Below are 24,817 nucleotides of genomic sequence, written 5' to 3' on the forward strand. Positions count from 1 at the left end.
GATCAGTGCACCCGATAGACCTGGCCGGTCTGCGCGCCTTCCACGCTGCGGCTGTAGGCAAGCGCGACGCGCGCGGCCGGCACTGGATCGAAGCCGCGGAAATACGGGGCATAGGCATCCAGCGATTCGGCGACGACGCCGGGACTCACCGCATTGATGCGCAGGCCGCGCGGCAATTCGATCGCCGCCGCGCGTACGAACGATTGCAGCGCGCCATTGACCAGACTCGAGGAACTGCCCTCGACCACCGGCTCCTCGGCGAGCAGCCCGGTGGTCAGCGTGATCGAACCACCCTCGGCGAGCACGTCACGCGCGGCGAGCGCCAGATTGACCTGGCCGAGCAGCTTGTCGGCCAACCCGAGCGTATGCAGGGACGCTCCATACGGAGCCGCGACGAAATCGGCGAGCGGCGCAAACGCCGTGTTGCCGGCGGCGCAGATCACGGCATCCAGCGGCCCGGCGCCGGCGAGCGCCTCCCGCATGCCGGCCGGATCGGCGAGATCGAAATGCAGATCGCCGGAGCGACGCCCCGCGCCGATGATTGCATGCCGGGCACCGAGTTCGGCGGCGATGGCGCGGCCGATGGTGCCGCCGGCGCCGACCAACAGAATGCGCAGACGTCGCTCCTTCATCAGCCTCAGACCTCTTCCACCTCGACTGCCGGCAATGCGGCGCCGCCGCCGACCAGCAGCCGCGCCCGCAATTCGCGGTCGATCTCATCGGCGATCGCCGGATTGTCCCGCAAAAACTGGCGCACGTTCTCCTTGCCCTGGCCGATGCGCTCGCCCTTGTAGCTGTACCAGGCGCCGGATTTCTCGATCAGGTTCTGCGCCACGCCAAGCTCGATGATCTCGCCCTCGCGCGAAGTGCCCTCGCCGTAGAGGATTTCGAACTCGGCCTGGCGGAACGGCGGCGCCACCTTGTTCTTGACCACCTTGACGCGGGTCTCCGAGCCGATCACTTCCTCGCCCTTCTTCACCGCGCCGATGCGGCGGATGTCCAGGCGCACCGAGGCGTAGAACTTGAGCGCATTGCCGCCGGTGGTGGTTTCCGGGTTGCCGAACATCACGCCGATCTTCATGCGGATCTGGTTGATGAAGATGACCAGGCAGTTGGACTTCTTGATGTTGGCGGTGAGCTTGCGCAGCGCCTGGCTCATCAGGCGCGCGTGCAGGCCGACGTGCGAATCGCCCATCTCGCCCTCGATCTCGGCCTTGGGCGTGAGCGCGGCGACGGAGTCGACCACCACCACGTCCACCGCGCCCGAGCGCACCAGCATGTCGGCGATCTCCAGCGCCTGCTCGCCGGTATCGGGCTGCGAGACCAGGAGGTCATCGACGTTGACGCCGAGCTTGGCCGCATAACCGGGATCGAGCGCGTGTTCGGCATCGACGAAGGCCGCGGTGCCGCCGTTCTTCTGGCAGTTGGCGATCACCTGCAGGGTCAGCGTGGTCTTGCCGGAGGATTCCGGACCGTAGATTTCCACCACGCGGCCGCGCGGCAGGCCGCCCACGCCGAGCGCGATGTCCAGGCCCAGCGAGCCGGTGGATACGGTATCGACCGCATCCTCGCTGCGATCGCCCAGGCGCATCACCGCGCCCTTGCCGAATTGTTTCTCGATCTGGCCGAGCGCCGAGGCGAGCGCTTTGCGCTTGTTGTCATCCATCGCGGGAAGTCTCTGGTGATTGGAACTCGATGCAGGATGCCGCAAGGCCGTCTCACGGACTGCGATTGCGTGCCGCAAGCAGTATCCCACATCGCCGGATCGAGACCCGGGGCGGACGGCGCGTCAGGGCGTCAGTTCTTGCCACGTCCCGGTGAGCGCCGCGGCCACGGTCAGGCGCCGGACGGCATCCCGGTCGCCGTCGAAATGGAACAGCCGAGCGTGCGCATAGCCGCCGCGCCGCTTCCAGGCGATCCATACCGTCCCCACGGGCTTGTCGGGCGTCCCGCCTGATGGCCCGGCAATGCCGGTCACCGCCACCGCCACGCCGGCCCCGAACCGGGCCAGGGCGCCCGATACCATTTCCAGCGCCGTCTCCTCGCTTACCGCGCCGAAACGCTCGAGTGTGCGCGGATTGACACCCAAAAGGGCTTCTTTGGCCTCGTAGCTGTAGGCCACGGCTCCCGCCTCGAACCAGGCGGAACTGCCGGGCAGATCGGTGAGGACCTTCGCGATCCAGCCGCCCGTACACGATTCGGCGGTGACCACCATCAAGCGGTGCTGCCGCGCCTTGTCGGCCACCTGCTCGGCCAGTTCGCGCAGTCGCTCGTCGGTGGGAAAATCGTATGCGTTCATCGCCACAAGGATCCGCTGGAGTGTTGTCGAGCACTTCGGGCGCCGGAGGTCGCAGATCATGCAAACACGAATGCCCGCATCGATCCGATGCGGGCATTCGAAGTGACCCGTTTGCGGATGCCGGGCCAAAGACCACCCGGCACGGCACCCCTCCCGGGCTTACTGCTGCACCTGAAGCTCCGTGCGACGGTTGCGCGCACGACCCTCGGGCGTGTCGTTGGTGTCGATCGGATCGTTCTCGCCATGCCCAATCGGACCCTGCAGACGACTCGGATCGATCCCGTGCTTGACCAAATAGTCATACACGATCTGCGCACGACGCTCCGACAAGGCCTGGTTGTACTCGTCCGTACCAATCGAATCGGTGTAACCGGCCACCGTCACCTTGACGTCCGGATAACGCTTGAGCGTATCCACCGCCTGATCCAGGATCGCCAACGACTCGCTGGTCGGCTCGGCCAAGGCCTTGGCAATCTCCTCCGCCTTCACATGACCCTTCTTCGGATAGTCGAACTTGAAGTTCACACCCCGAAGATCGATCACCACCTTCTGCGGACAACCGTCCGGACCCACCATCGTGCCCGCCGGTGTACCCGGGCACTTGTCGTCGCAATCGTTCACGCCATCGCCATCACTGTCCTTGGTCGAACAATCATTCACCGGCGCAGGCGCGGCAGCCGGTACCGGCTTGGCCGGCGGCTCGCCAAATCGCGACACGATGCTGAAACCCAGGAACCAGTCGCCATAACCGTCTTCCTTGCGCTGCGACTTGTCATCCCAGTCATAACGATAACCCGCCTCGACACGGAAATCCGAACTGTCCGTGATCGTCTTGGACAAGCCCGCACCCAACTCCGCCGCCGGCGACCAACCATCGTCATTCCGGTTGTTGTGATAACTGCCCATCACGCCAGCCAACAGATACGGACGCCACGCGTTCCAGTCGCCCGCGTAAAAACGCGCCGCCACACCCACACTGTTGTTCGACCAGTTGCCACCACCCGCACGGCGGTCACGATCACGCTTGGTGCGGTCGGCAAAAATGTCGATCGAGGCATGCGGCGATATATACCGACCCACCGCCAACCCGTAATACACCTGACGACTGCTCGTGTTGCGGTCCGTGTCGTTGTAGTAACCACCCACCGTCGGCGCAATGTACCAACGATCGTCATAGCTGGCCGCATCCATCGCCACGCCCGCACTGCTGCCCGCCGACGCCGGCGCCGCATCCTGCGCCTGCACCACCCCGGCACCACCCAGGGCCATGGCCATCAAGATATACATACCCTTTCGCTTCATCTCGGTGTCTCCTTGCAAGACTTGTGAAAACCCCAAAAAAGCCACGCCGACGCCATGACGTCCGGCAGACCGGGTGTGATTAGGGCAGTAACGACATCTTTACGGCGTGAAGAGCTCGAGGAAACGGTGCACCGGCATGCGGTCGAAGCTGGCCGGGTCGGCCGTGGCCTCGAGAATGGCCTTGACGCGATGCGCAGGCAAATGGCCGCGCAGCGCGCCTTCGAATTTCTTGAGCAGCACCGGAATGCCTTCGGCGCGGCGCTTGCGGTGGCCGATCGGGTAATCGACGGCGACGCGCTCGGTGCTGGAGCCATCCTTGAAGAACACCTGCACCGCGTTGCCGATGTAGCGTTTGTCCGGGTCGAAATAGTCCCTGGTGAACTGCGGGTTCTCGCGCACCTCCATCTTCGCGCGCAGGGCGTCGATGCGCGGGTCGGCGGCGACGTCGTCGTTGTAGTCGTCGGCGGTCAGCCGGCCGAAGATCAAGGGCACGGCGACCATGTACTGGATGCAGTGGTCACGGTCGGCGTAATTGGCGAGCGGACCGGTCTTGTCGATGATGCGGCAGCCGGCCTCCTGGGTCTCGATCACGATGCGGTCGATCTCGTCGAGCCGCGAGGCGACCTGGGGATGCAGCTTCATCGCGCACTCGACCGCCGTCTGCGCGTGGAACTCGGCCGGGAAGCTGATCTTGAACAGCACGTTCTCCATCACGTAGCTGCCGAACGGACGCTCGAACTCGAACGGCTTGCCCTTGAAGGCGACGTCGTAATAGCCCCAGGTCTTGGCGCTCAGTGCCGACGGATAGCCCACCACGCCGCGGTACACGGCATTGATAGCATGCGTGACCGCGCGCCGGCAGGCATCGCCCGCCGCCCAGCTCTTGCGCGGCCCGGTGTTGGGCGCGTGGCGATAGGTGCGCAGCGCGCCGTTGTCGATCCAGCTGTGCGAGACCGCGGTGACGATGCGTTCCTTGTCGCCGCCCAGCATGTGCGTGGCCACCGCGGTGGAGGCCAGCCGCACCAGGATCACGTGATCCTGCCCTACCCGGTTGAAGCTGTTCTTGAGCGCATAACAGCCTTGAATCTCGTGCGCCTTGATCGCGTAACCCAGCACGTCGCGCACGGTCAGCGGCGTGCCGCCTTCTCGTTCGGCCTTGCGGCCGAGGTAATCGGCCACGGCGAGAATGGCACCAAGGTTGTCCGAAGGGTGTCCCCATTCGGCGGCAAGCCAGGTGTCGTTGAAATCCAGCCAGCGGATCTGCGTGCCGATGGCGAAGGCGGCCTGCGCCGGATCGAGCTCGTGACTGGTGCCCGGCACGCGTGCGCCGCCCGGCAGCGTGGCGCCTGGCACCAGCGGGCCCAGATGCTTGACGCATTCGGGAAAGCGCATCGCCAGCATGGCGCAGCCCAGCGAATCGAGCAGCATGTAGCGCGCGGTGTCGTAAGCCTCCGTCGAGTCGATCCGGTAGTCGGCCACGTAGTCGGCGATGTCCACCATCGGCTGATCGGGATCGGGACGGACGGCGGAGCGGATGTCATGCGCACTCATGAGCGATCTCGGCGTTGGAAAAGAATGCGGATTGTACCTTCACGCCTGGACATGAGCCGCGGCGCGCTTGACGATTCTCTCTCGCAACGAGGAAAATCCAGGCACGTTTAAGGGAGTAGTTCCGGATACGCGCGAATCTCGGCGTATCCGCGCGGACGTCGTCAGCACGGGCATATCAAGCCCCGGCGCCGCAGCGGCAGGTTCCGCGAACGAGACTTTTACGGTGGCGAGGGCCTGTGCGCCCCTTCGTCGCCGTGAAAGTCATCGGGCGCGCGAGGAACTGCCGTGAGCTTCATCGACATGCTGTATGGCCTGGCGGCCATTGTTCTGCTCGACCTCGTCCTTGCCGGCGACAACGCCATCGTCATCGCGCTGGCGGCACGCAACCTGCCGCCCGCCCTGCAGCGCAAGGCGGTGTTCTGGGGCACCTTCGGCGCAATCGCGGTCCGCGTCGTGCTCACCATCGGCGTGGTTTATCTACTCAAGCTGCCCGGCCTGATGCTCGCCGGCGGGCTGTTGCTGCTGCCCATCGCGCTCAAGCTGCTCAAGCCGGAAGATCACGACCGCGAAGTCGACCCGGCCGCCGGGCTGTGGTCGGCGCTGCGGACCATCATCGTCGCCGATGCCCTGATGGGCATGGACAACGTGCTGGCGATCGCCGGCGCCTCGAAGGGTCATCTGCTGCTGGTGGTCGCGGGTCTCTTGATCAGCGTGCCGCTGGTGGTCTGGGGCTCGACGCTGATCCTGGTCCTGCTGCGGCGCTATCCGGTGATCGTCTACATCGGTGCCGGCGCGATCGCCTGGACTTCAGCGCGCATGATCGCGCACGAGCACTGGCTGGGTCTGGCCGGCTGGTTCGAGCGCCGCGCATGGGCTGCCCATGCCTTCGGCGTACTGCTGGTGTTTCTGGTGTGCGGCCTGGGCTATCTGCGCGAACGCCGGCACCGCCGTATAGCCGGCGGCGCCGGAAGCTGAACCGATGGCTCAGGCGCGTTTGTCGATGGGCACGTAGGACAAATCCTCGGGGCCGACGTAGTTGGCGCTGGGACGGATGATCTTGCCGTCCTGGCGCTGCTCGATCACATGCGCGCTCCAGCCGGAGGTACGGGCGATCACGAACAGTGGCGTGAACATCGGTGTCGGCACACCGAGCATGTGGTAGGTGCTGGCCGAGTACCAGTCGAGGTTGGGAAACATCTTCTTGAGATCCCACATCAGCTTTTCGATGCGCTGGGAAATCTCGAACAGCACCGGGTTGCCGCCCTCATCGCAGAGCTTGCGCGAGATTTCCTTGATGATCTCGTTGCGCGGATCGGACACCGTGTAGACCGGATGGCCGAAGCCGATGATGATTTCCTTGCGCGCCACGCGCTCGCGGATGTCGGCCTCGGCCTCGTCGGCACTGCGGTAACGGCTGATGATTTCCATCGCCACCTCGTTGGCGCCGCCGTGCTTGGGGCCGCGCAGTGCGCCGATCGCGCCGGTAATGGCCGAATACATGTCCGAGCCGGTGCCGGCGATCACCCGTGCGGTGAAGGTCGAGGCGTTGAATTCGTGTTCGGCGTAGAGAATCATCGACTTGTCCAGCGACTGGGCATGCAGCTCGCTGGGGGCCTTGCCGTGCAGCAGGTGCAGGAAATGCGCGGCGATCGACTCGTCGTCGGTTTCGGTCTCGATGCGCTTGCCGTTGTGGCTGAAGTGATACCAGTACAGCAGCATGGAACCGAAACTCGCCATCAGGCGGTCGGCGATGTCGCGCGCTCCGGCCAGCGGATGGTCTTCCCGCTCCGGCAGCACGGTGCCCAGCACCGAACAGCCGGTGCGCAGCACGTCCATCGGATGGGTGGCGGCAGGCAGCAGTTCGAGCACGCGCTTGACCGGCGCCGGCAGACCGCGCAGGCGTTTGAGCTTGGTCTTGTAGTTCTGCAATTCGCGCCAGCTCGGCAGGACACCGTAGACCAGGAGATAGGCCACTTCCTCGAAGCTGCCCTTGGCGGCCAGGTCATGGATGTCGTAGCCGCGGTAATGCAGATCGTTGCCGCTGCGGCCGACGGTGCACAGCGCGGTGTTGCCCGCCGGCACACCGGACAGCGCGACCGACTTCTTGGGTTTGGGGGCGACTTGCTCGCTCATGGAGGTCTCCAGACGGGGATGCGATGTGCCGCGCGTGCGCGGCACCAGGGATGAGATCAGCGCTTCTTGTCGCTCGCGAACAGGGCGTCGAGCTTGGCCTCGTAGGCGTGGTAGTTCAAAAAGTCGTAAAGCTCGTCGCGGGTTTGCAGCTGATCGATGAGATGCTTCTGCGTACCTTCGCGGCGCACGGTCTGATAGAAATTGAGCGCGGCCTTGTTCATCGCCCGATAGGCGCCGCAGCAGTAGAGCGCGATGTCCACGTTCGCCGAACGCAATTCGTCGGTGGTGAAGAACGGGGTGGCGCCGAACTCGGTGAGGTTGGCCAGGATGGGTACTTTCACCGCGGCCTTGAAGCGGCGGTAGTCCTCCAGCGTCTTCATCGCCTCGGGGAAGATCATGTCGGCACCGGCCTCGACATAGGCGCAGGCGCGTTCGATCGCGGCGTCGATGCCCTCGCTGGCCGCCGCATCGGTGCGCGCCATGATCACGAAATCCGGATCGGTGCGCGCATCCACCGCCGCCTTGACGCGATCGACCATTTCCTCCTTCGACACCACTTCCTTGCCCGGCCGGTGTCCGCAGCGCTTCTGGCCGACCTGGTCCTCGATGTGCACGGCGGCGACACCGGCCCGGATGAAGGAGCGGATGGTGCGCGCGATGTTGAACGCCCCGCCCCAGCCGGTGTCGATGTCGACCAGGAGCGGCATCTGCGTAGCATCGACGATGCGCCGTGCATCGGTGAGCACGTCTTCCATGGTGGTGATGCCAAGGTCGGGCAGCCCCAGCGAATTGGCCGCCACGCCGCCGCCTGACAGGTACAGCGCTTTGTAGCCGACGCGCTTGGCCATCAGACCGGCATAAGCTGTGATCGCGCCCATCACCTGCAGCGGCTGTTCGGCGGCGAGCGCCGCACGAAAACCCCGGCCCGCGGAATCGGTTGAGTTCAAGACGGCCTCCTACGGCGTGCGCCGCCACCCTCGGCGGCGCGATGAAAAGACCGCAACTTTAGCCAGCGCGCCATGGCGCGGGCAATCCGGCCGATGGTCGCAAGGCCTGCGGCTCCGCGGCGCCTCAATGCATCATGAGCAAGGGCAGTTGCGCGTGCGCGAGTACATGGCGGGTGGCGCCGCCCAGCAGGCGCTCGCGGGTGCGCGAGTGGCTGTAGGCGCCGATCACGAGCAGATCGTAGCCCTCGGCCTCGCGCAGCAATGCGGCGCCGGCTTCCTTCGGATCGGCGCGCAAGCGCTTCGCATGGGCTTCGATGCCGTGGCCGAGCAGATACTCGCGCGGTGCGAAAGGCGGCCAGGCCTTGAGGTCGTCCTCGGCCGGATGCGAACCATCCGCCAGGACGACCTCTCGCGCCTCGGCCAGCAACGGCAGCGCCGCGCGCAGGGCGTGGGCCGCTTCTTGACGCCCGTTCCAGCCGATCAGCACGCGTGCGTAGACATCCGCGGCGCGGCCGGCTGGAATGATGAGGCAAGGAATCCGTGCGCCGAGCAACGCCTCTCCCAGCACATCGACGAGGTGCTCGGCCGGGATCAGCTCGCGCTGCATGACGGCAAGGTCATGCCACGCGCCGAGGACGTGCAAGGTCTGGGCGATGCCCGACGCCGCCTGCACCCAGTGCGCATGATCGACCCCCATCGTCGCGGCCCAGGCGTGGAAGTCGCGGGCGGCGCGCGCCGGCGCATCCGTGTCGTCTTCGTAAAGCAGGGACAGCACGGTCGGCTCGACCGGCGCCCCCGACAGCGGCCGCAAGGCGGGCGGCACGTGGCAGGCAGTCAACGTGCCCTGCCAGCGCTTGGCCAGCCGTGCGCCCAACTCGGCTGCGGGGCCGCCGGGGGTACTTTCCGGAACCAGGGCCAGCACGTCGCTGGCACGACAACGGGTGCGCGCCGCCCGATGCTGAAGCCGCGTGGCCGAGTCGTTTTTCACACCGCGAGCGTCAGGCTGTGGATGACCTGGCTGGCATCGTTGGGATCGGGCCGGCGTTCGAAACCGAGCATGGCCGCCAGCTTGCGCATCGGTTCGTTGTCCACTGCGTCGATGGAATACATGCGCTTGAACCCGTTGCGCCGCGCGGCGTCGATCAAATGACGCATCAGCGCCAGGCCAAGCCCCCGATGCCGCCAGTCGTCGGCGACGGCGACGGCGCACTCGCACACGCCGGGTTCGTCCGTGGCCGCATAGCGGCTGACGCCGACCTCGCGCAGCACGCCATTGTCATGCGCCAGCGCAATGAAGGCTTCGGTTCGTTGCTCGTCCACGTCGACGAGTTGATCCAGCATCGCCGGGCTGACCTTGCGGATGACCTCGAAGAAACGGAAGCGCTGCGCTTCCGGCGACAGTCCTTCGATGAAGGCGCGCTCGCGCTCACGGTCCTCAGGGCGGATCGGGCGGATCAACACATAGCTGCCGTCCTCCAGCCGATCGATCCAGTGATCGCCGGGCAGGGCCTGGGCCGCGGCGGTCAAGGCGGGATGCGGGGATGATGATGCGCCGTTCATACGAGCCTCCGAGGGTCTTTAAGGAGATGCTGAAAATTCCGTCCATGGACTTTTTTCAGCTCGCTGCGGCGCGGTGCACATCCGCGCCGCACTTCAGGCATCGGCGTCCACCTTTGATGCCTGCCGGGGCATCCTGCCCCAGAAGGAAGCGCCGAATAAATCAGCGCTTCCTTAAGCTGCGATACCCGCCGAAGCATTAGGCGTTCGCGCCGGCGGAGGCTTGACTGGCGTCAACTTCGCGGCGTGCGCACCTGCGAACTCTCCGGCACGGCTTCGCTGCTGCCGTTGCACAACGCAGTCAGGAGATCGGGCCGCAGGATGCGGATCGTCTTGCGGCTCACCTCGAGCACGCCGGCGTTTTCCATGCGTCCGAACAACCGGCTGACGGTTTCCACCACCAGGCCCAGGTAATTGGCGATGTCATAGCGCGACATCGGCAAGGTCAACGTGTTGGGGTCGCGCGAAAGCCGGCCGTACCGCTCCGACAGACTGCGCAGGAAAGTGGCAAGCCGTTCCTGCGCCTGCTGCTTGCCCATCGTCACCAGGTGATGCTGCTCGGCGGCGACTTCGCGGCTGATGACCCGCAGCAGCTGGCGGTTCAGGGCCGGGACTTCGCGCGCCACGCGATCGAGCTGGCCGAAGGGAAGTTCACAGACGCTGGTGCGCTCCAGCGCTTCGGCGCTGCACAAGTGGCGGTCATTGGCCAGGGCATCGACCCCGACCAGTTCGCCCGGCAGGCTGAAGCCCAAGATCTGGCTTTCGCCCGTGGGGCTTTCCACGTAGGTCTTGAGCGAGCCGGAACGCACGACGTACAGGGCATGGAAGACATCACCCTGCCGGAACAGGGGTTTGCCCTTTTCCAGCGTGCGCCGGTCACGCACGACGTCATCCAGGCGTTCCATCGCCTGGCGGTCGATGCCGGCGGGAAGACACAGTTCATGCAGTGCACAGACGCTGCAATGCCGGCGCAGTTGATTGAGATCCAGGACGACGCCGCTGTTCATGCCGCGAGCTTAACACGGGCCTGCCGGCGGCTGGCCCGCGTGCGGCGTCATGGACTCGCTTTCAGTGGCAGACCAGCACCGGAATGGCGGTGTTGAGCAGTACCTTGTGGGTCTCGCTGCCGAGCAGCAGACGGTCGAAACCGCGCCAGCCGTGCGAAGCCATGACGATGAGATCGCAGTGCTGCTTTTCCGCGGCGCCGATGATGGCGCAGTAAGGCCGCTGATCGAACTCGTAGCCGGTCTCGCAGGGCACGCCGGCCTTTTGTGCCCGCTGCTTCACCTCATCCAGGAAACGGTTGGCGCGTTCGGTCGCCTCACGGGTGTAGCTTTCCTGTGAGGCCTGGATCAGCTCGGCCAGGTAGGCCACGGTCGGGAACGGCGCGATGACGTGGAAACCATAGACCTTGGCGCCGATGCGTTGCGCCAGCTCGATGCCGGTATCGACGGCACGCAACGACAGTTCGGAACCGTCAGTGGGCAGCAGGATGTGACTGAACATGGCAACTCCTCGACGTTGACTCGCAGGCAGCATGCCGTGATGGTCCGGGATGCATGTTGATCCGCATCAAACCGCCAGCGGATGCCGCGGCAGCAGCGATGCCGCCAGCGGAAGCGGGACGGTATATTGCCTCACATGTCTGCCGATACCACGGCTCCGGCCCTGTTCATCTCACACGGCGCGCCCACGTTCGCCCTGGCGCCGGGGGCGATCGGCGCGCGGCTGGCCGCGCTCGGCAGGCACTTGCGTCATCTGCGCGCCGTGCTGGTGCTGTCGCCGCACTGGATGACCCGCGGCGTCCGCGTCATGGCCGCCGCCCAACCGGCGACCCTGCACGATTTCGGCGGCTTTCCGGAGCCCTTGTACCGCCTGGATTATCCGGCCCCCGGCAGCCCGGCCCTGGCCATGGAAGCCTGTCGCCTGCTCACCGCCGTCGGTTTTGCCGCCGAGCCCGACCCGGTCCGCGGCCGCGACCACGGCGCCTGGGTGCCCTTGCTGCATCTCCTGCCGGAGCCGCGCCTGCCGGTGATCCAGGTCTCCATGCCGGCCGATCTGGATCCGGCCGGTGCCTGGCGCATGGGACAGGCCTTGGCACCGCTGCGCGCGCAGGGTGTGCTGCTGGTGGGCTCGGGCAGCCTCACCCACAACATTTACGAAGTCGGTGCACGCGCGGAGGATGCCGCCTACGTGTCCCGATTTGCCGAATGGATACGCACGGTGCTGGCGGCGCGCGACCTGCCCCGTCTGCTCGATTACCGTCGCCTGGCGCCGGCGGCAACGCGCGCGCACCCCACCGAGGAGCATTTCCTGCCGCTGCCGTTCGCCTTCGGTGCGAGCGCGCCGGAGGAACCCATGCAGCATCTGCCCGGCGGGGTCAGCTACGGCATTCTGGCGATGGATGCGTTCGCATGGGGTGCCCCATGTGCGCCGATCTGAATGCGGTGCAGGAGACCTCGCCCCAGCGGTTCACCTTGGTCGCCCCTGCCCGGCACATCTTGGACATCAAGAAGAGCCGCTTCCTGGCCCAGGCCATCCCGATCGCCTCGCCGGAAGCAGCGCACTCGGCGCTGGCGCGCATCCGCGAGCCGTCGGCGACCCATCATTGCTGGGCGTGGCGCCTGGGCGACCAGTACCGCTTTCATGACGATGGTGAACCGGCCGGCACCGCCGGCAGACCGATCCTCATGGCCATCGACGGCCAGCGGATGGACGGCGTGCTGGTCGTGGTCGCCCGCTGGTTCGGCGGCATCAAGCTCGGCGCCGGCGGTCTGGCGCGGGCCTATGGCGGCGCCGCGGCCGCCTGTCTGCGGCTGGCCGAGCGGGTGCCGCAGGTGACCCGGTCGCGATGGCACCTGCGCTGTCCGTTCGATGCCTGGGCGCGGATCGAGGCACGGCTCCAGGCCTTCGCTCCGAGGATCGGGCAGGAGACCTTCGATGCCGAGGGCGTCGTGCTGGAACTCGCCCTGCCCGTCGCGTTCGTGGCAGCGGCGCAGGACTGCATTCGCGACGCCAGCCGCGGTCGCGCCGCGCTCGTTCCGCTGGACGCCGACCTGCCGCAGACTTGAGCCTGCGCGGCGGCCAGGCGTGCACTATGCTCGCCCGTCGTCATGCCGGTGCACGCGGCACGCATGCCGATGGGGTTCATCCGACAAAGGGGCAGTCACGTGATCGATCGTCCAGCCGACAGCGCGCAGAAGCGCACCGAACTCACCCTGCGCGGCATCCTCATCGGCGTGGTGATCACCGTGGTGTTCACCGCCGCCAACGTGTTCTTCGGCCTGAAGGCCGGGCTCACCTTCGCCACCTCGATTCCGGCGGCGGTGCTGTCGATGGCGCTGCTGCGCGGTTTCCGCGATTCGAGCATCCAGGAAAACAACATCGTGCAGACGATCGCCTCGGCGGCCGGCACGCTGTCCTCGATCATCTTCGTCCTGCCGGGCATGATCATGATCGGCTGGTGGAGCGGCTTTCCGTTCTGGATCTCCTTCGCGGTGTGCGCGCTCGGCGGCGTGCTCGGCGTGATGTATTCCATCCCGCTGCGCCGCGCGCTGGTCACCGGCTCGGACCTGCCCTATCCCGAAGGCGTGGCCTGCGCCGAGGTGCTCAAGGTCGGCAGCGGCGACGAGCGCACCAACGCCACCGGGGAAAGCCGCGCCGGCCTGTTCGCGGTGGTCGGGGGCGCGGTGGTGTCGGCGGTGTTCGCGGTGGTGGTGGCCACGCAGGTTTTCGCCAGCGACGTGGTCGGCTATTTCCGGCTCGGCCGGCGCGGCGCGGTGAGCGGCTTCGATCTCAGCCTGTCGTTCGCGCTGTTCGCCATCGGCCATCTGGTCGGGCTGTCGGTCGGCATCGCGATGCTGATCGGCGCGCTGATCGGCTGGGGCTGGGGCGTGCCGCACTATTCCCTGCTGGCCGGTGACCTTGCCACCGCGGCGGCGGATCTGGCGCAGGCGACCTGGAGCCACAAGGTGCGCTTCGTCGGTGCCGGCGCGATCGGCGTGTCGGCGATCTGGACGCTGGCCAAACTGGTCAAGCCGGTCATCGGCGGCCTGTCCGGCGCGATGGCCGCCGCGCGCGTGCGCAAGGCCGGTCGCGCCGACAGCCTGCCGCGCACCGAGCGCGACCTGCCGATCGGCATCGTCGGCCTCATCACCCTGCTCTGTTTCCTGCCGATCGCCTGGCTGCTCGGCTATTTCGCCCGCACCAGCGGCCTCGGCGAGCACACGATGCTGCTGGCGATCGGCGGCGTCGCCTTCGTCGTGCTGATGGGGTTTTTCGTTTCCACCGTGTGCGGCTACATGGCAGGGCTGATCGGCTCGTCCAACAGTCCGCTCTCGGGCGTGGGCATCCTGGTGGTGATCGCCGCCGCGCTGCTGCTGGTGCTCTTCGTCAAGCCGCACGTCGACGCGCAGGCGGGCAAGGCGCTGGTGGCCTTCGCGCTGTTCATCACCTCGGTGGTGTTCACCGTCGCCGCGATCGCCAACAACAATCTGCAGGATCTCAAGACCGGCCAGCTGGTCGACGCCACGCCGTGGAAGCAGCAGGTGGCGCTGGTGATCGGCGTGGTCGCCGGCGCCGCGGTGATTCCGCCGGTGCTGGACCTGGTCAACAAGGCCTACGGTTTCGCCGGCATGCCCGGTGCCGGCCCATCCGCGCTGCCCGCGCCGCAGGCCGGGCTGATTTCCGCGCTGGGCCGCGGCGTGATCCAGGGCGACATCGACTGGAGCCTGATCGAAGTGGGCGCGCTGATCGGCGTGGCCGTGATCGTGCTCGACGCGCTGCTGGCACGGACGACCAAACAGCTGCGGCTGCCGCCGCTCGCCGTGGGCCTCGGCATCTATCTGCCGACCAGCAGCACGCTGATGGTGGTGGTCGGCGCCGTGGTCGGCTGGTATTTCGAGCGCCGTGCCGGGCGCAGCCCCAGGCCGGAGGCGACTAGGCAGCTGGGCGTGCTGCTCGCCTCCGGGCTGATCGTGGGCGAGAGCATCATCGGCGTGGTGATCGCGGCGGTGGTGGCCTTCTCCGGCCGCGCCGCGCCGCTGGCGCTGGTCGGCCCGGGCTTTGCCGATACCGCGATCTTCCTCGGCGCGGCGGTGTTCGCCGGCCTGGTGTTCGCGCTCTATCGCTGGATCTGGCGCATGGCGATACGCGGACAGGCCGGCCGGACATGACGTCCGCGCCCGGCGATCGGCCGCCTCCCGATGCGCATGCGCCGGCCCGCCGGCTCGGCTCGCTGCGCCGGCTGTGGCCGTTCGTCCAGCCGCAGCGTCGCCTGCTCGTCGGCTGGCTGGTGTTCCTCGCGCTGTCCTCCGCCGCCACGCTGGTGCTGCCGACCACCGTGCGGCGGATGATCGACCACGGCTTCCGCAACTCCAGCGCGGCGGCGATCAACGCGAGCTTTCTCGGCCTGTTCGCGGTGGCGCTGGTGCTGGCCTTCGCCAGCGCCGCGCGCTTCTACTGCATCAGCCTGCTCGGCGAGCGCACGCTGGCCGCCCTGCGCGCCAGGCTGTACGAGCACGTGATCGGGCTGGACGTGAGTTTTTTCGAGCGTACCCGGGTGGGCGAGCTGATCTCGCGCCTGGGCACCGACACCGAGGTGGTGCAGGCGCTGGTCGGCTCGGGCATCTCGGTGGCACTGCGCAGCGCGGTGATGCTGGTCGGCGCCACGGTGATGATGGTGTGGACCAGCCCGCGGCTGGCCGGGCTCACCGCGCTGGTGATCCCGGCGGTGGTCTTGCCGATCCTCGTCTTCGGCCGGCGCGTGCAAAAGCTCTCGCGGGCGAGCCAGGACCGCCTGGCCGATGCCGCCGCGATCGCCAACGAGACGCTCAACGCCGCCACCGCGGTGAAGGCCTATGCGCGCGAGCCGATCGAGAGCGCCCGCTACGCGCAGGCGATCATGCGTGCACTCGCCACCGCACGCCAGCGCATCGCCACCCGCGCGGTGCTGACGGCGGTGGTGATCACGCTGTTCTTCGGCGCCATCGCCCTGGTGCTGTGGGCCGGGGCGCGCGACGTGCTGGCCGGCACGCTGGATGCCGGCGTGCTGGCGCAGTTCGTGGTCTATGCGATCCTCTCGGCCGGCTCGCTGATGGGGCTTTCGGAAGTGTGGGGCGACGTGCTGCGCGCGGCCGGAGCGATGGAACGGATCGGCGAACTGTTCGGCGAGCGTCCGTCGATCACCGACCCGCCGGCGCCGGTGCCGTTGCCGCGACCGCTGCGCGGCGAGGTGGTGTTCGCGCAGGTCGGCTTTCACTATCCGACCCGGCCCGAGGCGCCGGCGGTGCACGATTTCGATCTCGCCATCCGGCCGGGCGAGACGGTGGCGCTGGTCGGTCCTTCCGGCGCCGGCAAGAGCACCGTGCTGGCCTTGTTGCTGCGCTTCTACGACCCGCAGCGGGGACACATCACGCTGGACGGGATCGACCTGCGCCGATTCGCGCTGCGCGACCTGCGCGGGGCGATCGCGCTGGTGCCGCAGGACGTGGCGATCTTCGCCGGCTCGGTCGCCGACAACATCCGCTTCGGTCGCCAGGAAGCGAGCGACGAAGCCGTGCGCGAAGCCGCCCGCGCCGCCGAGGCGCACGAGTTCATCGAGGCGCTGCCGCAGGGCTATGCCACCGAGCTCGGCGAGCGCGGCGTGCGCCTGTCCGGCGGTCAGCGTCAGCGCATCGCCATTGCACGGGCGATCCTGCGCGATGCGCCGATCCTGTTGCTCGACGAGGCCACCTCGGCGCTGGATGCGCAGTCCGAGGCGGCGATCCAGCAGGCCCTGGCGCGGCTGGAGACGGGCCGCACCACGCTGGTCATCGCGCACCGGCTGGCCACCGTGCAGCGCGCCGACCGCATCGTGGTGATGGACGGCGGGCGCATCGTCGCGCAGGGCACGCATGCCTCGCTGCTGGCCGAGGGCGGGCTCTATGCCGAACTCGCCCGGCTGCAGTTCACCGCGCAGCCGGCGGCCTGAACCTCAAGGGGTCAGCTCGATGACGTCGAAGCGCCGGTCGGCATCGACGTCGGCATCGTAGTCGACGTCCGTGCGACCGAACCCGAACAGTTTCAGGAAGTCGTGTTTGTAGCCGGCGTAATCGGTGAGCTGGTAGAGATTCTCGGTGGTGACCTTGGGCCACAGCGCCTTGACCGCCTCCTGCACGTCCTCGCGCAATTCCCAGTCGTCCAGGCGCAGGCGGCCTTCGGCGTCGGTCGGCGGCGGCGCGCCGTCCTGGCGGTACAGGCGATCGCGGAACAGGCGGTTGGCCTGCTCGATGGTGCCCTCGTGCAGCCCCTTCTCCTTCATCACCTTGAACACCAGCGAGACGTAGAGCGGGATCACCGGGATCGCCGCGCTGGCCTGGGTCACGACCGACTTCATCACGCCGACGTAGGCGGCAAGCCCGGCATGGCGCGCGGCCAGCGCCCGCGCGGTCGCTTCCAGATGCTGCTTGGCGCGGCCGAGCGTGCCGTGCCAGTAGATCGGCCAGGTGATCGAGGTGCCGACGTAGCTGTAGGCGAGCGTGACTGCCCGCGGCGCCAGCAGGCCGGCGGCGGCGAGCGCGTCGATCCACAGCGCCCAGTCTTCCCCGCCCATCACCTTGACGGTGTCCTCGATCTCTTTCTCGGTGGCCGGCTCGACAGTCACCTCGACCACGCTGTCGCGGTTGGTGTCGATCGAGGTCGCGGTGAACGGCGCGCCGATCGGCTTGATCGCCGAACGCACCACCTCGCCGCTGTCCGGCAGCTTGCGCACCGGCGAGGCCAGCGAATAGACCACGAGATCGATCGGGCCGCCCATCTCGCGGCGGATGAGTTCGATCGCCTGCTCGCGGGTGGCGTCGGCGAAGGCGTCGGCGTTGATCGAGCGGCTGTACAGCCCGGCCTGCTTGGCGTAGGCATCGAAGGCGGCGGCGTTATACCAGCCGGCGGTGCCGGTCTTGGTCAGGCTGGAGGGCTTTTCGAAAAACACCCCGAGCGTGGCCGCGCCATAGCCGAAGGCGGCGGTGATGCGCGAGGCCAGGCCATAGCCGGTCGAGGCGCCGATCACCAGCACGCGCTTGGGTCCGGCGCCGAGGCCGCCCTGGGCGCGGGTGATGTCGATCTGTTCCAGCACGTTGCGCTCGCAGCCCACCGGATGGGCGGTGGTGCAGATGAAGCCGCGTACCTTGGGATGGATGATCACGCGCAAGTCTCCGCCGTTGTCAGGAAAAGGGATGACGACAAGCGCGCAAGTCTAACCGCTACCGGCAGCCGGCCTACAGCGGTCGCGCCGGGCGATCGCCACTCGGGACGATGGTGCAAGGCCGAAAGCGCACGGCCACGCGGCAGGCCCGCACGCCATGGGCGAAGCCTCGATGGGCACGCGGCTTCGGTCGATGGCGCCGAGCGCCGCGCGGTGGGCTTTGCGCTAGACCGCCTCGAGCACGGCCACCGGCAGGGGATCGAGCCAGTCGGCAGGGTCGAGCGGTCCCTCGACCTCGGCGTGGCGGTCGCCCAGGACGTTGCGATACATCCCGGCCGGAACGCCCTGGATGCGGGTGTCGGCGGGCAGCAGCGCGGCGGTGCCGGCGGCGCTCCAGCGCGGCGATTCGGCATCGAGCAGCACCGGCGCGGTGTGTCGCAAGGCGAGCACGATCACCGCGCGGCCGCGCCAGCCGCGGGCGAAGGCGATGAGTCGCCCCGGCTCGTCCTCCGCGGTGGCGACCGCGAGCGGCCGGTAGTCGCCGCCGGCGAACAGCGCCGGATGGCGCGCGCGCAGCTGCAAGAGTTCGTGCAGCAGGCGCTGCTTGAGCGCGCCATCGCGCCAGCTGGCGAGCAGCGCCCCCCAGTCGGCGTGGCGGGCGAGCGATGACTGGCGACGGTCGAAATCCACCGGACGGCGGTTGTCCGGATCGACCAGGCTGAAGTCCCAGTAGTCGGTGCCCTGGTAGGTGTCGGGAATGCCGGGCGTGGTGAGCCTGAGCGCGGTCTGGACCAGACCATTGGCGGCGCCGGCGGCGGCGATGCGCGCGACGAAGGCGGCAAGCTCGGCGACGAACCCCTGCGCCGGCGCCAGCAAGGCGGCGAGGAAGGCGTCGCAGGCGTCTTCGTAGGGTTCGTTGGGCACGGTCCAGCGCGTGCGCCGCTTGGCCTCGCGCAGGGCCTTGCGCTGCCAGGCGGCGATGCGCTCGGCAAAGGCCTGCAGCGCCGGTGCATCGGCCGGGTCGAGTTGCGGCGGCCAGGCGCCGACCAGGGTCTGGTAGAGCATGTACTCGTCGGCGGCCGACGGCGCCATGCCGACCTCGGTCTGCACGCGCAAGCCGGCGTGCCGGCTGCGCCAGCGCGTCACCACTTCGGCCCAGGCGGCGGCCGCCGCCGGCTGCGAGAGCACCGCCAGGCGCACGCGGGTGTCCTCGCCGCGCTTGTGGTCGTGGGTGGCGGTGGCCAGCAGATTGTGCGGATGGCTGGCCTGACGCTCGACGCAACGGGCATGGAAGTCCGCCACCGGAAGGCCGAGGCGGCCGGCATCGGCGCCGACTTCGTTGCGCGAGAGCAGCCGGCCGTAGCGGTAGCAGGCGGTGTCCTCGACCGCCTTGGCCGCCATCGGCGAGGTCGCCTGCTGGAAGATGGTCATCGCCCGCGCCCGTGCCTGCCGCACCGGCCCGGGCGGCAGGCTGCGCGGTGCCTGGCCGCCAAGCCACACCGTCACCTGTTCGAGCAGCTCGCGATCCTCCAGGCGCACCGTGCGGCGGGCCCCGGCGCAGGCGATGCCGAAGACCTTGTCGTCCATGGCATCGCGGCCGAGCACGCCGGCATAGGTGCGATAGACCGGGAAATGCACCAGCACCTCGACCAGCACGCGGCGGATCGCCGCCAGGCTGACGTCACGGCTGTCGAGCTCGGCCCGCGCGGCGCCGAACAGGGCGCGCGCGGTGCGGTCGAGCTCGGCCTCGAAACTGTCGATCAGGATCTGCCGGCGCGCGGCGTGCGCCATGTCGGCAAAGCCGGTCCGCTCGCCGCTGATGGACTGCCACAGGCCGTCCAGCACGCCGGCGCCGGCGGCGTCGTGCAGCAGGGCGGAGACCTGGTCCATGAACTCGTAGCCGGTGGTGCCGTCGACCCGCCATTCCGGACGCAGGTGCTCGCCTTCGGCGAGGATCTTCTCCACCACCACGTAGGCCGGACCGCGCGGCGCGCCGGGCGGGCGCTGGCGCTCGAGCCGATACAGGGCCCGGCGCAACTGGCCGCAGTAGCGGTGCGGATCGGCCAGGCCGTCGATGTGGTCGATGCGCAGGCCGTCGACCATGCCTTCCGCGTAGAGCTTGAAGATCAGCGCGTGGACATCCTCGAAGACGCGCGTGTGCTCCATGCGCAGGCCGACCAGCTCGTTGATGTCGAAGAAGCGCCGGTAGTCGATGCTGTCGCTGGCGAGCTTCCACAGGGCGAGCCGGTAGTGCTGGCGCTCGAGCAGGGCGTGCAGGCGGGCGAACCCTTCCTCGCCCTGCCCCGCCGCGTGGGCGGCGAGCACCTGGGCGACGCTGCCGGCGGCGCGCAGGGGCGCCTGCGTCTCGGGCGCGAGCGGCAGCGCGTTGTCGTAAACCTTGAGCACGAAAGCGCCAGTGTCGGCGTCGTGGTCCAGCCGCACCTCGCCCGCGCGCAGGGATTCGGCATAGGGCTTGCCCAGGATCGGCAGCAGCACGCGGCCGCGCACGAGCGGGTCGGGGCTGCGCCAGTCGATGTCGAAATAGCCGGCATAGCGGCTGGTGCGGCCGTGGGCGAGCACGTCCATCCACCAGGCGTTGCCGACGCCGGCGAACATGTGGTTGGGCACGATGTCCAGCACCAGGCCCATGCCGCGTGCGCGCAGACGCGCCACCAGCCGGCGCAGGGCGTCCTCGCCGCCGACCTCCGGATTGATCCGGTGGCAGTCGATGACGTCGTAGCCGTGCATCGAGCCCGGGCGGGCGGTGAGCAGCGGCGATGCGTACAGATGGCTCACGCCGAGATCGGCGTAGTAGTCGACGCGGGCGGCGGCATCGTCCAGGGTGAAGCCGGCATGGAACTGCAGCCTCGCCAGCGCGCGCGGCGGATGCGGAACGGGATTCATGCGGGCCTCCGTGCCTCTTCGAGCGCCCGGCAGCAGGCCTGCGCCACCGAGCCGTCCAGCAGCTTGGCCGCGCTTTCCGGCAGGCGGCGGCGCCAGTTCGGGTGCACCGCGTCGGTGGGCCCGGGCAAGTTGGGTTGCTCGGGTACGGCGAGCAGGTCCTCCGCCGGGATCACCACCAGCGGCGCCGGTGTGCGGGCGACGTGGGCGACCGCGGCGATGGCCACGGTCGCGCCATCCTCAGGCGGCGGCGGGCGATGTTCGTCGGGCGCCTCCACCGCCACCGCCGCGGCCCCGGAGGCGCACAAGGCGCGCCACAGCCGGCCGCGATCGACCGCGCGCTCAGCCGTCTCGTCCACGCCCGGCTCGGCCAGGCCGGCACGGGCGCGCCATTCGATGTCGCGTCCGCTCCACCAGCCGGCCACGGTCGGCACGTCGTGCGTGCTGGTCGTCGCCATGGCCGCCGGCGACCAGTATTGCGGCGCGATGAAGCCGCGGTCCTGCGCGCGCTCGAACCACAGCACGCGGATGCCGAGCACGCCGGCCTCGGCGATGCGCTCGCGGAAATCCGCCGGGACCGTGCCCAGATCCTCGCCGACCACGATGGCGCGGGCACGGTGGGATTCCAGCGCCAGCAGCCGCAGCAGGCTGTCCAGCGGATAGCGCACGTAGGCGCCCTCGGTCGCGCCGGCGCCGTGCGGCACCAGCCACAGGCGCTTGAGACCGAGCACGTGATCGATGCGCACGCCGCCGGCATGCGCCAGCGCCGCGCGCAACATGGCCAGGTAGCCGGCAAAGCCGCTGCGCTCGAGGCCGAGCGGCGAGAAGGTGGTGAGCCCCCAGTCCTGACCGTTGCGGTTGAGCAGATCGGGCGGCGCGCCGATCGACAGGCCGCGCAGCATCTCGTCCTGGTGGCTCCAGGCCTGGCTGCCGCCGGCATCGCTGCCGACGGCCAGGTCGGTGATGAGGCCGATACCCATGCCGGCCTCGCGCGTCGCGCGCTGCGTCGCCGCCAGCGCGCGCGTGGCCAGCCACTGCAGGAAGGCGTGGAAGGTCACATCAGTGACGTGCTGACGGGCGAACTCGGCCACCGCCGGGCTGGCCGGGTCGTGATAGGCCGCCGGCCAAGCCTGCCAGCCACTGGTGCCGTGATGGGCGCGGAAATAGCCGTGCAGGGCCTCGAAACGGGCATGCCGTTCCAGCGGTTCGCCGTGCGCGTCACGGAAAGCCTGGAACTCGCGGTTGTGCGCCGAGTCGATCGAGAAACCCTGGAAAAGCTCGCGCAGCAGGGTCATCCGCGCATGCGCCGCGCGCGGCCAGTCGATCAGCTCCAGCCATTCGAGCTCGGCCAGTTCCTGGCGCAGGTTGTGCGCATCGGCCAGCCGGCGCAGGGTGTCCACCCCGCAGATGGTGGCCGGATCGACGTAGAGCGGGTTGAGGAACAGCCGGCTGGACGGCGCATACGGGCTGTAGCGCTCCGGTTCGGCGGCGAACAGCGCATGGATCGGGCTGATGGTGATGGCGTCGGCACCCTGCGCGGCGGCGGCACGGGCGGCCATTTCCAGCGCGGTGAAGTCACCGAGGCCGCCGTCGTTGGGTCGGCGCAGGCTGGCCAGTTGCGTGGCCATGCCCCAGGGTCTGCGCCGGCCGGCGATGTCCGCCACGCCGAAGGCGCGCGGCGGCGCGAGGGCGAGCTGGCAGGACTCCTCGTCGAGCAGCAGACGGTAATAGCCGGGCCGGGCCGGCATCGGCAGCTGATGCTCGCCGGCTTCGAGCCGGCCTTCCCCGACTACGGCGCCCTGCTCGTCCTCGATGCGCCAACGCCGCGCGGCGCCGCTTCCGGGCACCGCCAGCCGGCCGCCGGCATCGCTCACCGCGAGCACCGGCAGGGCATGCGCGGCGCGCGTCTGCTGCAGCCGGGCGAAACTGGCCTCGAGTTCGTAAGGGTCGCCGCAGGGCAGACCGAAGGCGGCCAGCACGGCCTGCAAGGTGGGCAGGGCGACCACCTGCGGCTGGTCGTTGGCATCGCGCCAGTGCACGTCGATGCCGGCAGCCTCGGCCAGCGCTGCGACGCCTGCGTCGAAATCGTTCATGTCGCCGGTTCCAGAAAGACCAGGGTCGTGGCCGCAGGCAGGCGGCCGTGGATGAAGGCCGTGATCGCGGCCGGATCGCCGTGCAGCCAGTTCACCGCCGGCGGCGGATCGCCGACCAGGGCGAGATCCTCGGTGCCGAGATTGCTGTAGACGCTGAGCCGCTGCGGACCGAGCTGCCAGTGCGCACGCAAGGCGGCGCGCCCGAGCGTGCGGGCGCCCAGCGCATGGGTCTGCTCCAGGTGCGGCACCAGATGGCGATGGCGCAGCTCGAGCAGCCGCCGGACCTGCGCCAGCCGCGCCTGGCCCTGCGCGCTGCACGCCTCGGCCGGGTCCGGCCGCGAGCGCTCGAAAGTGGCCGGATCGTTGGGGTCTGGCACCGCCTCACCGCTGAAGGCGGAGAACTCGGCGAATTCCTTGCGCCGCCCCTCGCGTACCGCGGTGCGCAACGCTTCCTGCTGATAGTCGGTGAAGAACAGGAACGGCGTGCGGCTGCCCCATTCCTCGCCCATGAACAACAGCGGCACCGCGGGCGTCAGCAGCAGCAGGGCGAGCGCGGCCTCCACCCGCGGGGCATCGACCAGCGTGGTCAAGCGTTCGCCGAGCGCGCGGTTGCCGACCTGGTCGTGGTTCTGCAGGAAATCGACGAAGCACAGCGGCGACAGACCGGCGCTGGGCTCGCCGCGGGGTTTGCCGCGCATCGCCTCGCCCTGCCAGGCGAAGCCTTCGGCCAGGCAGCGGCGCAGATGGCCGAGCGGATCGTCGGCATAGGCACCGTAATAGCCGGCTTGCTCGCCGGTGAGCAGCACGTGCAGCGCGTTGTGGAAGTCGTCGTTCCACTGCGCATCGAAGCGACCCGCGCCGAGCAGGTGCGCCTGGTTGGCCTCGTTTTCCAGGACGAGATGCACCTGGCGGTCGGTGATCGCCATGCGTATGTGGCGGGCGAAGGCGGACAGCCAATCGGGATGGCCGATCGCGTGCACCGCGTCCAGGCGCAGGCCGTCGAAGCGGTATTCCTGCAGCCAGTACAGCGCGTTGTGCAGGAAGAAGTCGCCGACCGGCTGCAGCCCGACGTTGATCGCCGCGCCCCAGGGCGTGTGCGGGCCATCGTCGCGGAAAAAGGCCGATGCGTATTGACCGAGATAATTGCCGTCCGGCCCGAAATGGTTGTAGACGACGTCGAGGATGAGCATGAGGCCGAGACCGTGCGCGGCATCGACCAGCGCCTTCAATTCATCGGGCGTGCCGTAGACCGCCGCCGGCGCGTAGGGCAGCACGCCGTCGTAGCCCCAGTTGCGGGTGCCCGGAAACTGCGCGATCGGCATCAGCTCGATCGCGGTGACACCGAGCTCGCGCAGCCTGGGCAGCGCCTCGCGCACCCCATTGAAGCCGCCGAACAGGCCCACGTGCAGTTCGTAGACCACCGCCTCGCGCCACGGCCGGCCGCGCCACTCGGGATGCTGCCAGGCATAGGCGACCGGATCGACCACGACGCTCGACCCGTGCACGTCACCGCCGGCCTGCAGCCGCGAGGCCGGGTCCGGCACCAAGAGATCGGGCCGCACCCGGTAGCGGTAGCCGGTGCCGGCCGGCGCCCGGTGACGGCAGGCATGCCAGCCTTCGCCGATCGCCTGCATCGGCACCCGCTCGCCGCTGTCGAGTTCGAGCTCGACCTGGGCGACGTCCGGCGCCCATAGCCGGAAACGGGTCTCCCCACCGGGTTGCAGTTCGGCCCCGAAGGGCATGGCGTGGCGAAAATGCGTGGTCATGAGGTCGTCTGGGCGGGAGCGGGCGCCGCCGCGGGGGGCGGCGGTTCGGGCCGATCTTCGCCGGTCGACTGTGCGGATGGCGTGTGCGC

20 protein-coding genes are annotated in these 24,817 nt (G+C 68.7%); 5 read left to right on the top strand and 15 right to left on the bottom strand.

Annotated features, from left to right (window positions below; translation table 11 throughout):
- Window positions 1-2 precede the first annotated feature (2 nt).
- The 5 genes from ALSL_RS08215 to ALSL_RS08235 all read right to left on the bottom strand — a co-directional run bounded on the left by ALSL_RS08215 (window position 3) and on the right by ALSL_RS08235 (window position 5,152).
- Entirely contained in the window at window positions 3-632 is a 630-nt protein-coding gene (locus ALSL_RS08215; RefSeq protein ID WP_126538167.1) for a short chain dehydrogenase, read from the bottom strand.
- A 5-nt stretch (window positions 633-637) separates the two neighbouring features.
- Entirely contained in the window at window positions 638-1,666 is a 1,029-nt protein-coding gene (gene recA / locus ALSL_RS08220) for a recombinase RecA (protein ID WP_126538169.1), read from the bottom strand.
- 123 nt (window positions 1,667-1,789) lie between these two features.
- Window positions 1,790-2,299 carry a CinA family protein gene (locus tag ALSL_RS08225; RefSeq protein ID WP_126538171.1) on the bottom strand — a complete coding sequence of 170 codons (510 nt, stop codon included), beginning with the start codon at window positions 2,297-2,299 and terminating at the stop codon, window positions 1,790-1,792.
- A gap of 159 nt (window positions 2,300-2,458) precedes the next feature.
- Window positions 2,459-3,601, bottom strand: a complete 1,143-nt coding sequence (locus ALSL_RS08230; protein WP_126538173.1) for an OmpA family protein — start codon at window positions 3,599-3,601, stop codon at window positions 2,459-2,461.
- Window positions 3,602-3,700: 99 nt separating this feature from the next.
- On the bottom strand, window positions 3,701-5,152 hold the full coding sequence (locus ALSL_RS08235; protein ID WP_126538175.1) for a bifunctional 2-methylcitrate dehydratase/aconitate hydratase: 1,452 nt from the start codon (window positions 5,150-5,152) through the stop codon (window positions 3,701-3,703).
- Between the two features lie 300 nt (window positions 5,153-5,452).
- On the opposite strand from ALSL_RS08235, the gene ALSL_RS08240 reads away from it, so the two are divergent.
- Window positions 5,453-6,127 (top strand): TerC family protein, encoded by a 675-nt coding sequence (locus tag ALSL_RS08240; RefSeq protein ID WP_126540143.1) that lies wholly within the window; start codon window positions 5,453-5,455, stop codon window positions 6,125-6,127.
- A 9-nt stretch (window positions 6,128-6,136) separates the two neighbouring features.
- Here the strand turns inward: ALSL_RS08240 and prpC are convergent, their stop codons facing one another.
- The 6 genes from prpC to ALSL_RS08270 all read right to left on the bottom strand — a co-directional run bounded on the left by prpC (window position 6,137) and on the right by ALSL_RS08270 (window position 11,295).
- Window positions 6,137-7,285: a bifunctional 2-methylcitrate synthase/citrate synthase gene (gene prpC / locus ALSL_RS08245; RefSeq protein ID WP_126538177.1), complete on the bottom strand. Its 1,149-nt coding sequence runs from the start codon at window positions 7,283-7,285 to the stop codon at window positions 6,137-6,139.
- A 56-nt stretch (window positions 7,286-7,341) separates the two neighbouring features.
- Window positions 7,342-8,232: a methylisocitrate lyase gene (gene prpB / locus ALSL_RS08250; RefSeq protein WP_126538179.1), complete on the bottom strand. Its 891-nt coding sequence runs from the start codon at window positions 8,230-8,232 to the stop codon at window positions 7,342-7,344.
- Between the two features lie 124 nt (window positions 8,233-8,356).
- Entirely contained in the window at window positions 8,357-9,154 is a 798-nt protein-coding gene (locus tag ALSL_RS08255; RefSeq protein ID WP_126538181.1) for a universal stress protein, read from the bottom strand.
- 62 nt (window positions 9,155-9,216) lie between these two features.
- Complete coding sequence (locus ALSL_RS08260) at window positions 9,217-9,792, bottom strand: GNAT family N-acetyltransferase (RefSeq protein ID WP_126538183.1); 576 nt, start codon at window positions 9,790-9,792, stop codon at window positions 9,217-9,219.
- A gap of 230 nt (window positions 9,793-10,022) precedes the next feature.
- A complete protein-coding gene (locus ALSL_RS08265; RefSeq protein WP_126538185.1) occupies window positions 10,023-10,796 on the bottom strand; it encodes a cyclic nucleotide-binding domain-containing protein in 774 nt (257 codons plus the stop codon).
- A gap of 61 nt (window positions 10,797-10,857) precedes the next feature.
- Entirely contained in the window at window positions 10,858-11,295 is a 438-nt protein-coding gene (locus ALSL_RS08270; protein ID WP_126538187.1) for a universal stress protein, read from the bottom strand.
- Window positions 11,296-11,430: 135 nt separating this feature from the next.
- Here ALSL_RS08270 and ALSL_RS08275 point away from each other — a divergent pair, with 135 nt between their 5' ends.
- The 4 genes from ALSL_RS08275 to ALSL_RS08290 all read left to right on the top strand — a co-directional run bounded on the left by ALSL_RS08275 (window position 11,431) and on the right by ALSL_RS08290 (window position 16,759).
- Window positions 11,431-12,231, top strand: a complete 801-nt coding sequence (locus ALSL_RS08275; protein ID WP_126538189.1) for a DODA-type extradiol aromatic ring-opening family dioxygenase — start codon at window positions 11,431-11,433, stop codon at window positions 12,229-12,231.
- A complete protein-coding gene (locus tag ALSL_RS08280; protein WP_126538191.1) occupies window positions 12,216-12,860 on the top strand; it encodes an IMPACT family protein in 645 nt (214 codons plus the stop codon). Before ALSL_RS08275 ends, ALSL_RS08280 begins: the two co-directional genes overlap by 16 nt.
- Before the next feature lie 99 nt (window positions 12,861-12,959).
- A complete protein-coding gene (locus tag ALSL_RS08285; RefSeq protein ID WP_231700195.1) occupies window positions 12,960-14,963 on the top strand; it encodes an OPT family oligopeptide transporter in 2,004 nt (667 codons plus the stop codon).
- Entirely contained in the window at window positions 14,960-16,759 is a 1,800-nt protein-coding gene (locus ALSL_RS08290) for an ABC transporter transmembrane domain-containing protein (RefSeq protein WP_126538193.1), read from the top strand. The genes ALSL_RS08285 and ALSL_RS08290 overlap by 4 nt, the downstream gene beginning before the upstream one ends.
- Before the next feature lie 3 nt (window positions 16,760-16,762).
- On the opposite strand, the gene fabV is transcribed toward ALSL_RS08290, so the two are convergent.
- From fabV to treZ, 4 genes are all read right to left on the bottom strand, one after another.
- Window positions 16,763-17,968 carry an enoyl-ACP reductase FabV gene (fabV, locus tag ALSL_RS08295; RefSeq protein WP_126538195.1) on the bottom strand — a complete coding sequence of 402 codons (1,206 nt, stop codon included), beginning with the start codon at window positions 17,966-17,968 and terminating at the stop codon, window positions 16,763-16,765.
- 225 nt (window positions 17,969-18,193) lie between these two features.
- The gene (gene treY, locus ALSL_RS08300) at window positions 18,194-20,872 is read right to left on the bottom strand and encodes a malto-oligosyltrehalose synthase (protein WP_126538197.1); all 2,679 of its coding nucleotides are present in this window, start codon (window positions 20,870-20,872) and stop codon (window positions 18,194-18,196) included.
- Window positions 20,869-22,962: a 4-alpha-glucanotransferase gene (malQ, locus tag ALSL_RS08305; protein WP_126538199.1), complete on the bottom strand. Its 2,094-nt coding sequence runs from the start codon at window positions 22,960-22,962 to the stop codon at window positions 20,869-20,871. The genes treY and malQ overlap by 4 nt, the downstream gene beginning before the upstream one ends.
- Window positions 22,959-24,728, bottom strand: coding sequence for a malto-oligosyltrehalose trehalohydrolase (gene treZ, locus ALSL_RS08310; protein ID WP_126538201.1), 1,770 nt, complete (start codon window positions 24,726-24,728; stop codon window positions 22,959-22,961). The genes malQ and treZ overlap by 4 nt, the downstream gene beginning before the upstream one ends.
- Between the last annotated feature and the right edge of the window lie 89 nt (window positions 24,729-24,817).

The sequence above is a fragment of the Aerosticca soli genome, from assembly GCF_003967035.1.
Taxonomy (GTDB): Bacteria; Pseudomonadota; Gammaproteobacteria; order Xanthomonadales; family Rhodanobacteraceae; genus Aerosticca; species Aerosticca soli.

What these genes read in the sequence shown, in the direction of transcription:
- ALSL_RS08215 (WP_126538167.1), bottom strand. Translation starts at nt 632, where the DNA reads ATGAAGGAGCGACGTCTGCGCATTCTGTTGGTCGGCGCCGGCGGCACC.
- recA (WP_126538169.1), bottom strand. Translation starts at nt 1,666, where the DNA reads ATGGATGACAACAAGCGCAAAGCGCTCGCCTCGGCGCTCGGCCAGATC.
- ALSL_RS08225 (WP_126538171.1), bottom strand. Translation starts at nt 2,299, where the DNA reads ATGAACGCATACGATTTTCCCACCGACGAGCGACTGCGCGAACTGGCC.
- ALSL_RS08230 (WP_126538173.1), bottom strand. Translation starts at nt 3,601, where the DNA reads ATGAAGCGAAAGGGTATGTATATCTTGATGGCCATGGCCCTGGGTGGT.
- ALSL_RS08235 (WP_126538175.1), bottom strand. Translation starts at nt 5,152, where the DNA reads ATGAGTGCGCATGACATCCGCTCCGCCGTCCGTCCCGATCCCGATCAG.
- ALSL_RS08240 (WP_126540143.1), top strand. Translation starts at nt 5,453, where the DNA reads ATGCTGTATGGCCTGGCGGCCATTGTTCTGCTCGACCTCGTCCTTGCC.
- prpC (WP_126538177.1), bottom strand. Translation starts at nt 7,285, where the DNA reads ATGAGCGAGCAAGTCGCCCCCAAACCCAAGAAGTCGGTCGCGCTGTCC.
- ALSL_RS08260 (WP_126538183.1), bottom strand. Translation starts at nt 9,792, where the DNA reads ATGAACGGCGCATCATCATCCCCGCATCCCGCCTTGACCGCCGCGGCC.
- ALSL_RS08265 (WP_126538185.1), bottom strand. Translation starts at nt 10,796, where the DNA reads ATGAACAGCGGCGTCGTCCTGGATCTCAATCAACTGCGCCGGCATTGC.
- ALSL_RS08270 (WP_126538187.1), bottom strand. Translation starts at nt 11,295, where the DNA reads ATGTTCAGTCACATCCTGCTGCCCACTGACGGTTCCGAACTGTCGTTG.
- ALSL_RS08275 (WP_126538189.1), top strand. Translation starts at nt 11,431, where the DNA reads ATGTCTGCCGATACCACGGCTCCGGCCCTGTTCATCTCACACGGCGCG.
- ALSL_RS08280 (WP_126538191.1), top strand. Translation starts at nt 12,216, where the DNA reads ATGTGCGCCGATCTGAATGCGGTGCAGGAGACCTCGCCCCAGCGGTTC.
- ALSL_RS08290 (WP_126538193.1), top strand. Translation starts at nt 14,960, where the DNA reads ATGACGTCCGCGCCCGGCGATCGGCCGCCTCCCGATGCGCATGCGCCG.
- treY (WP_126538197.1), bottom strand. Translation starts at nt 20,872, where the DNA reads ATGAATCCCGTTCCGCATCCGCCGCGCGCGCTGGCGAGGCTGCAGTTC.
- malQ (WP_126538199.1), bottom strand. Translation starts at nt 22,962, where the DNA reads ATGAACGATTTCGACGCAGGCGTCGCAGCGCTGGCCGAGGCTGCCGGC.
- treZ (WP_126538201.1), bottom strand. Translation starts at nt 24,728, where the DNA reads ATGACCACGCATTTTCGCCACGCCATGCCCTTCGGGGCCGAACTGCAA.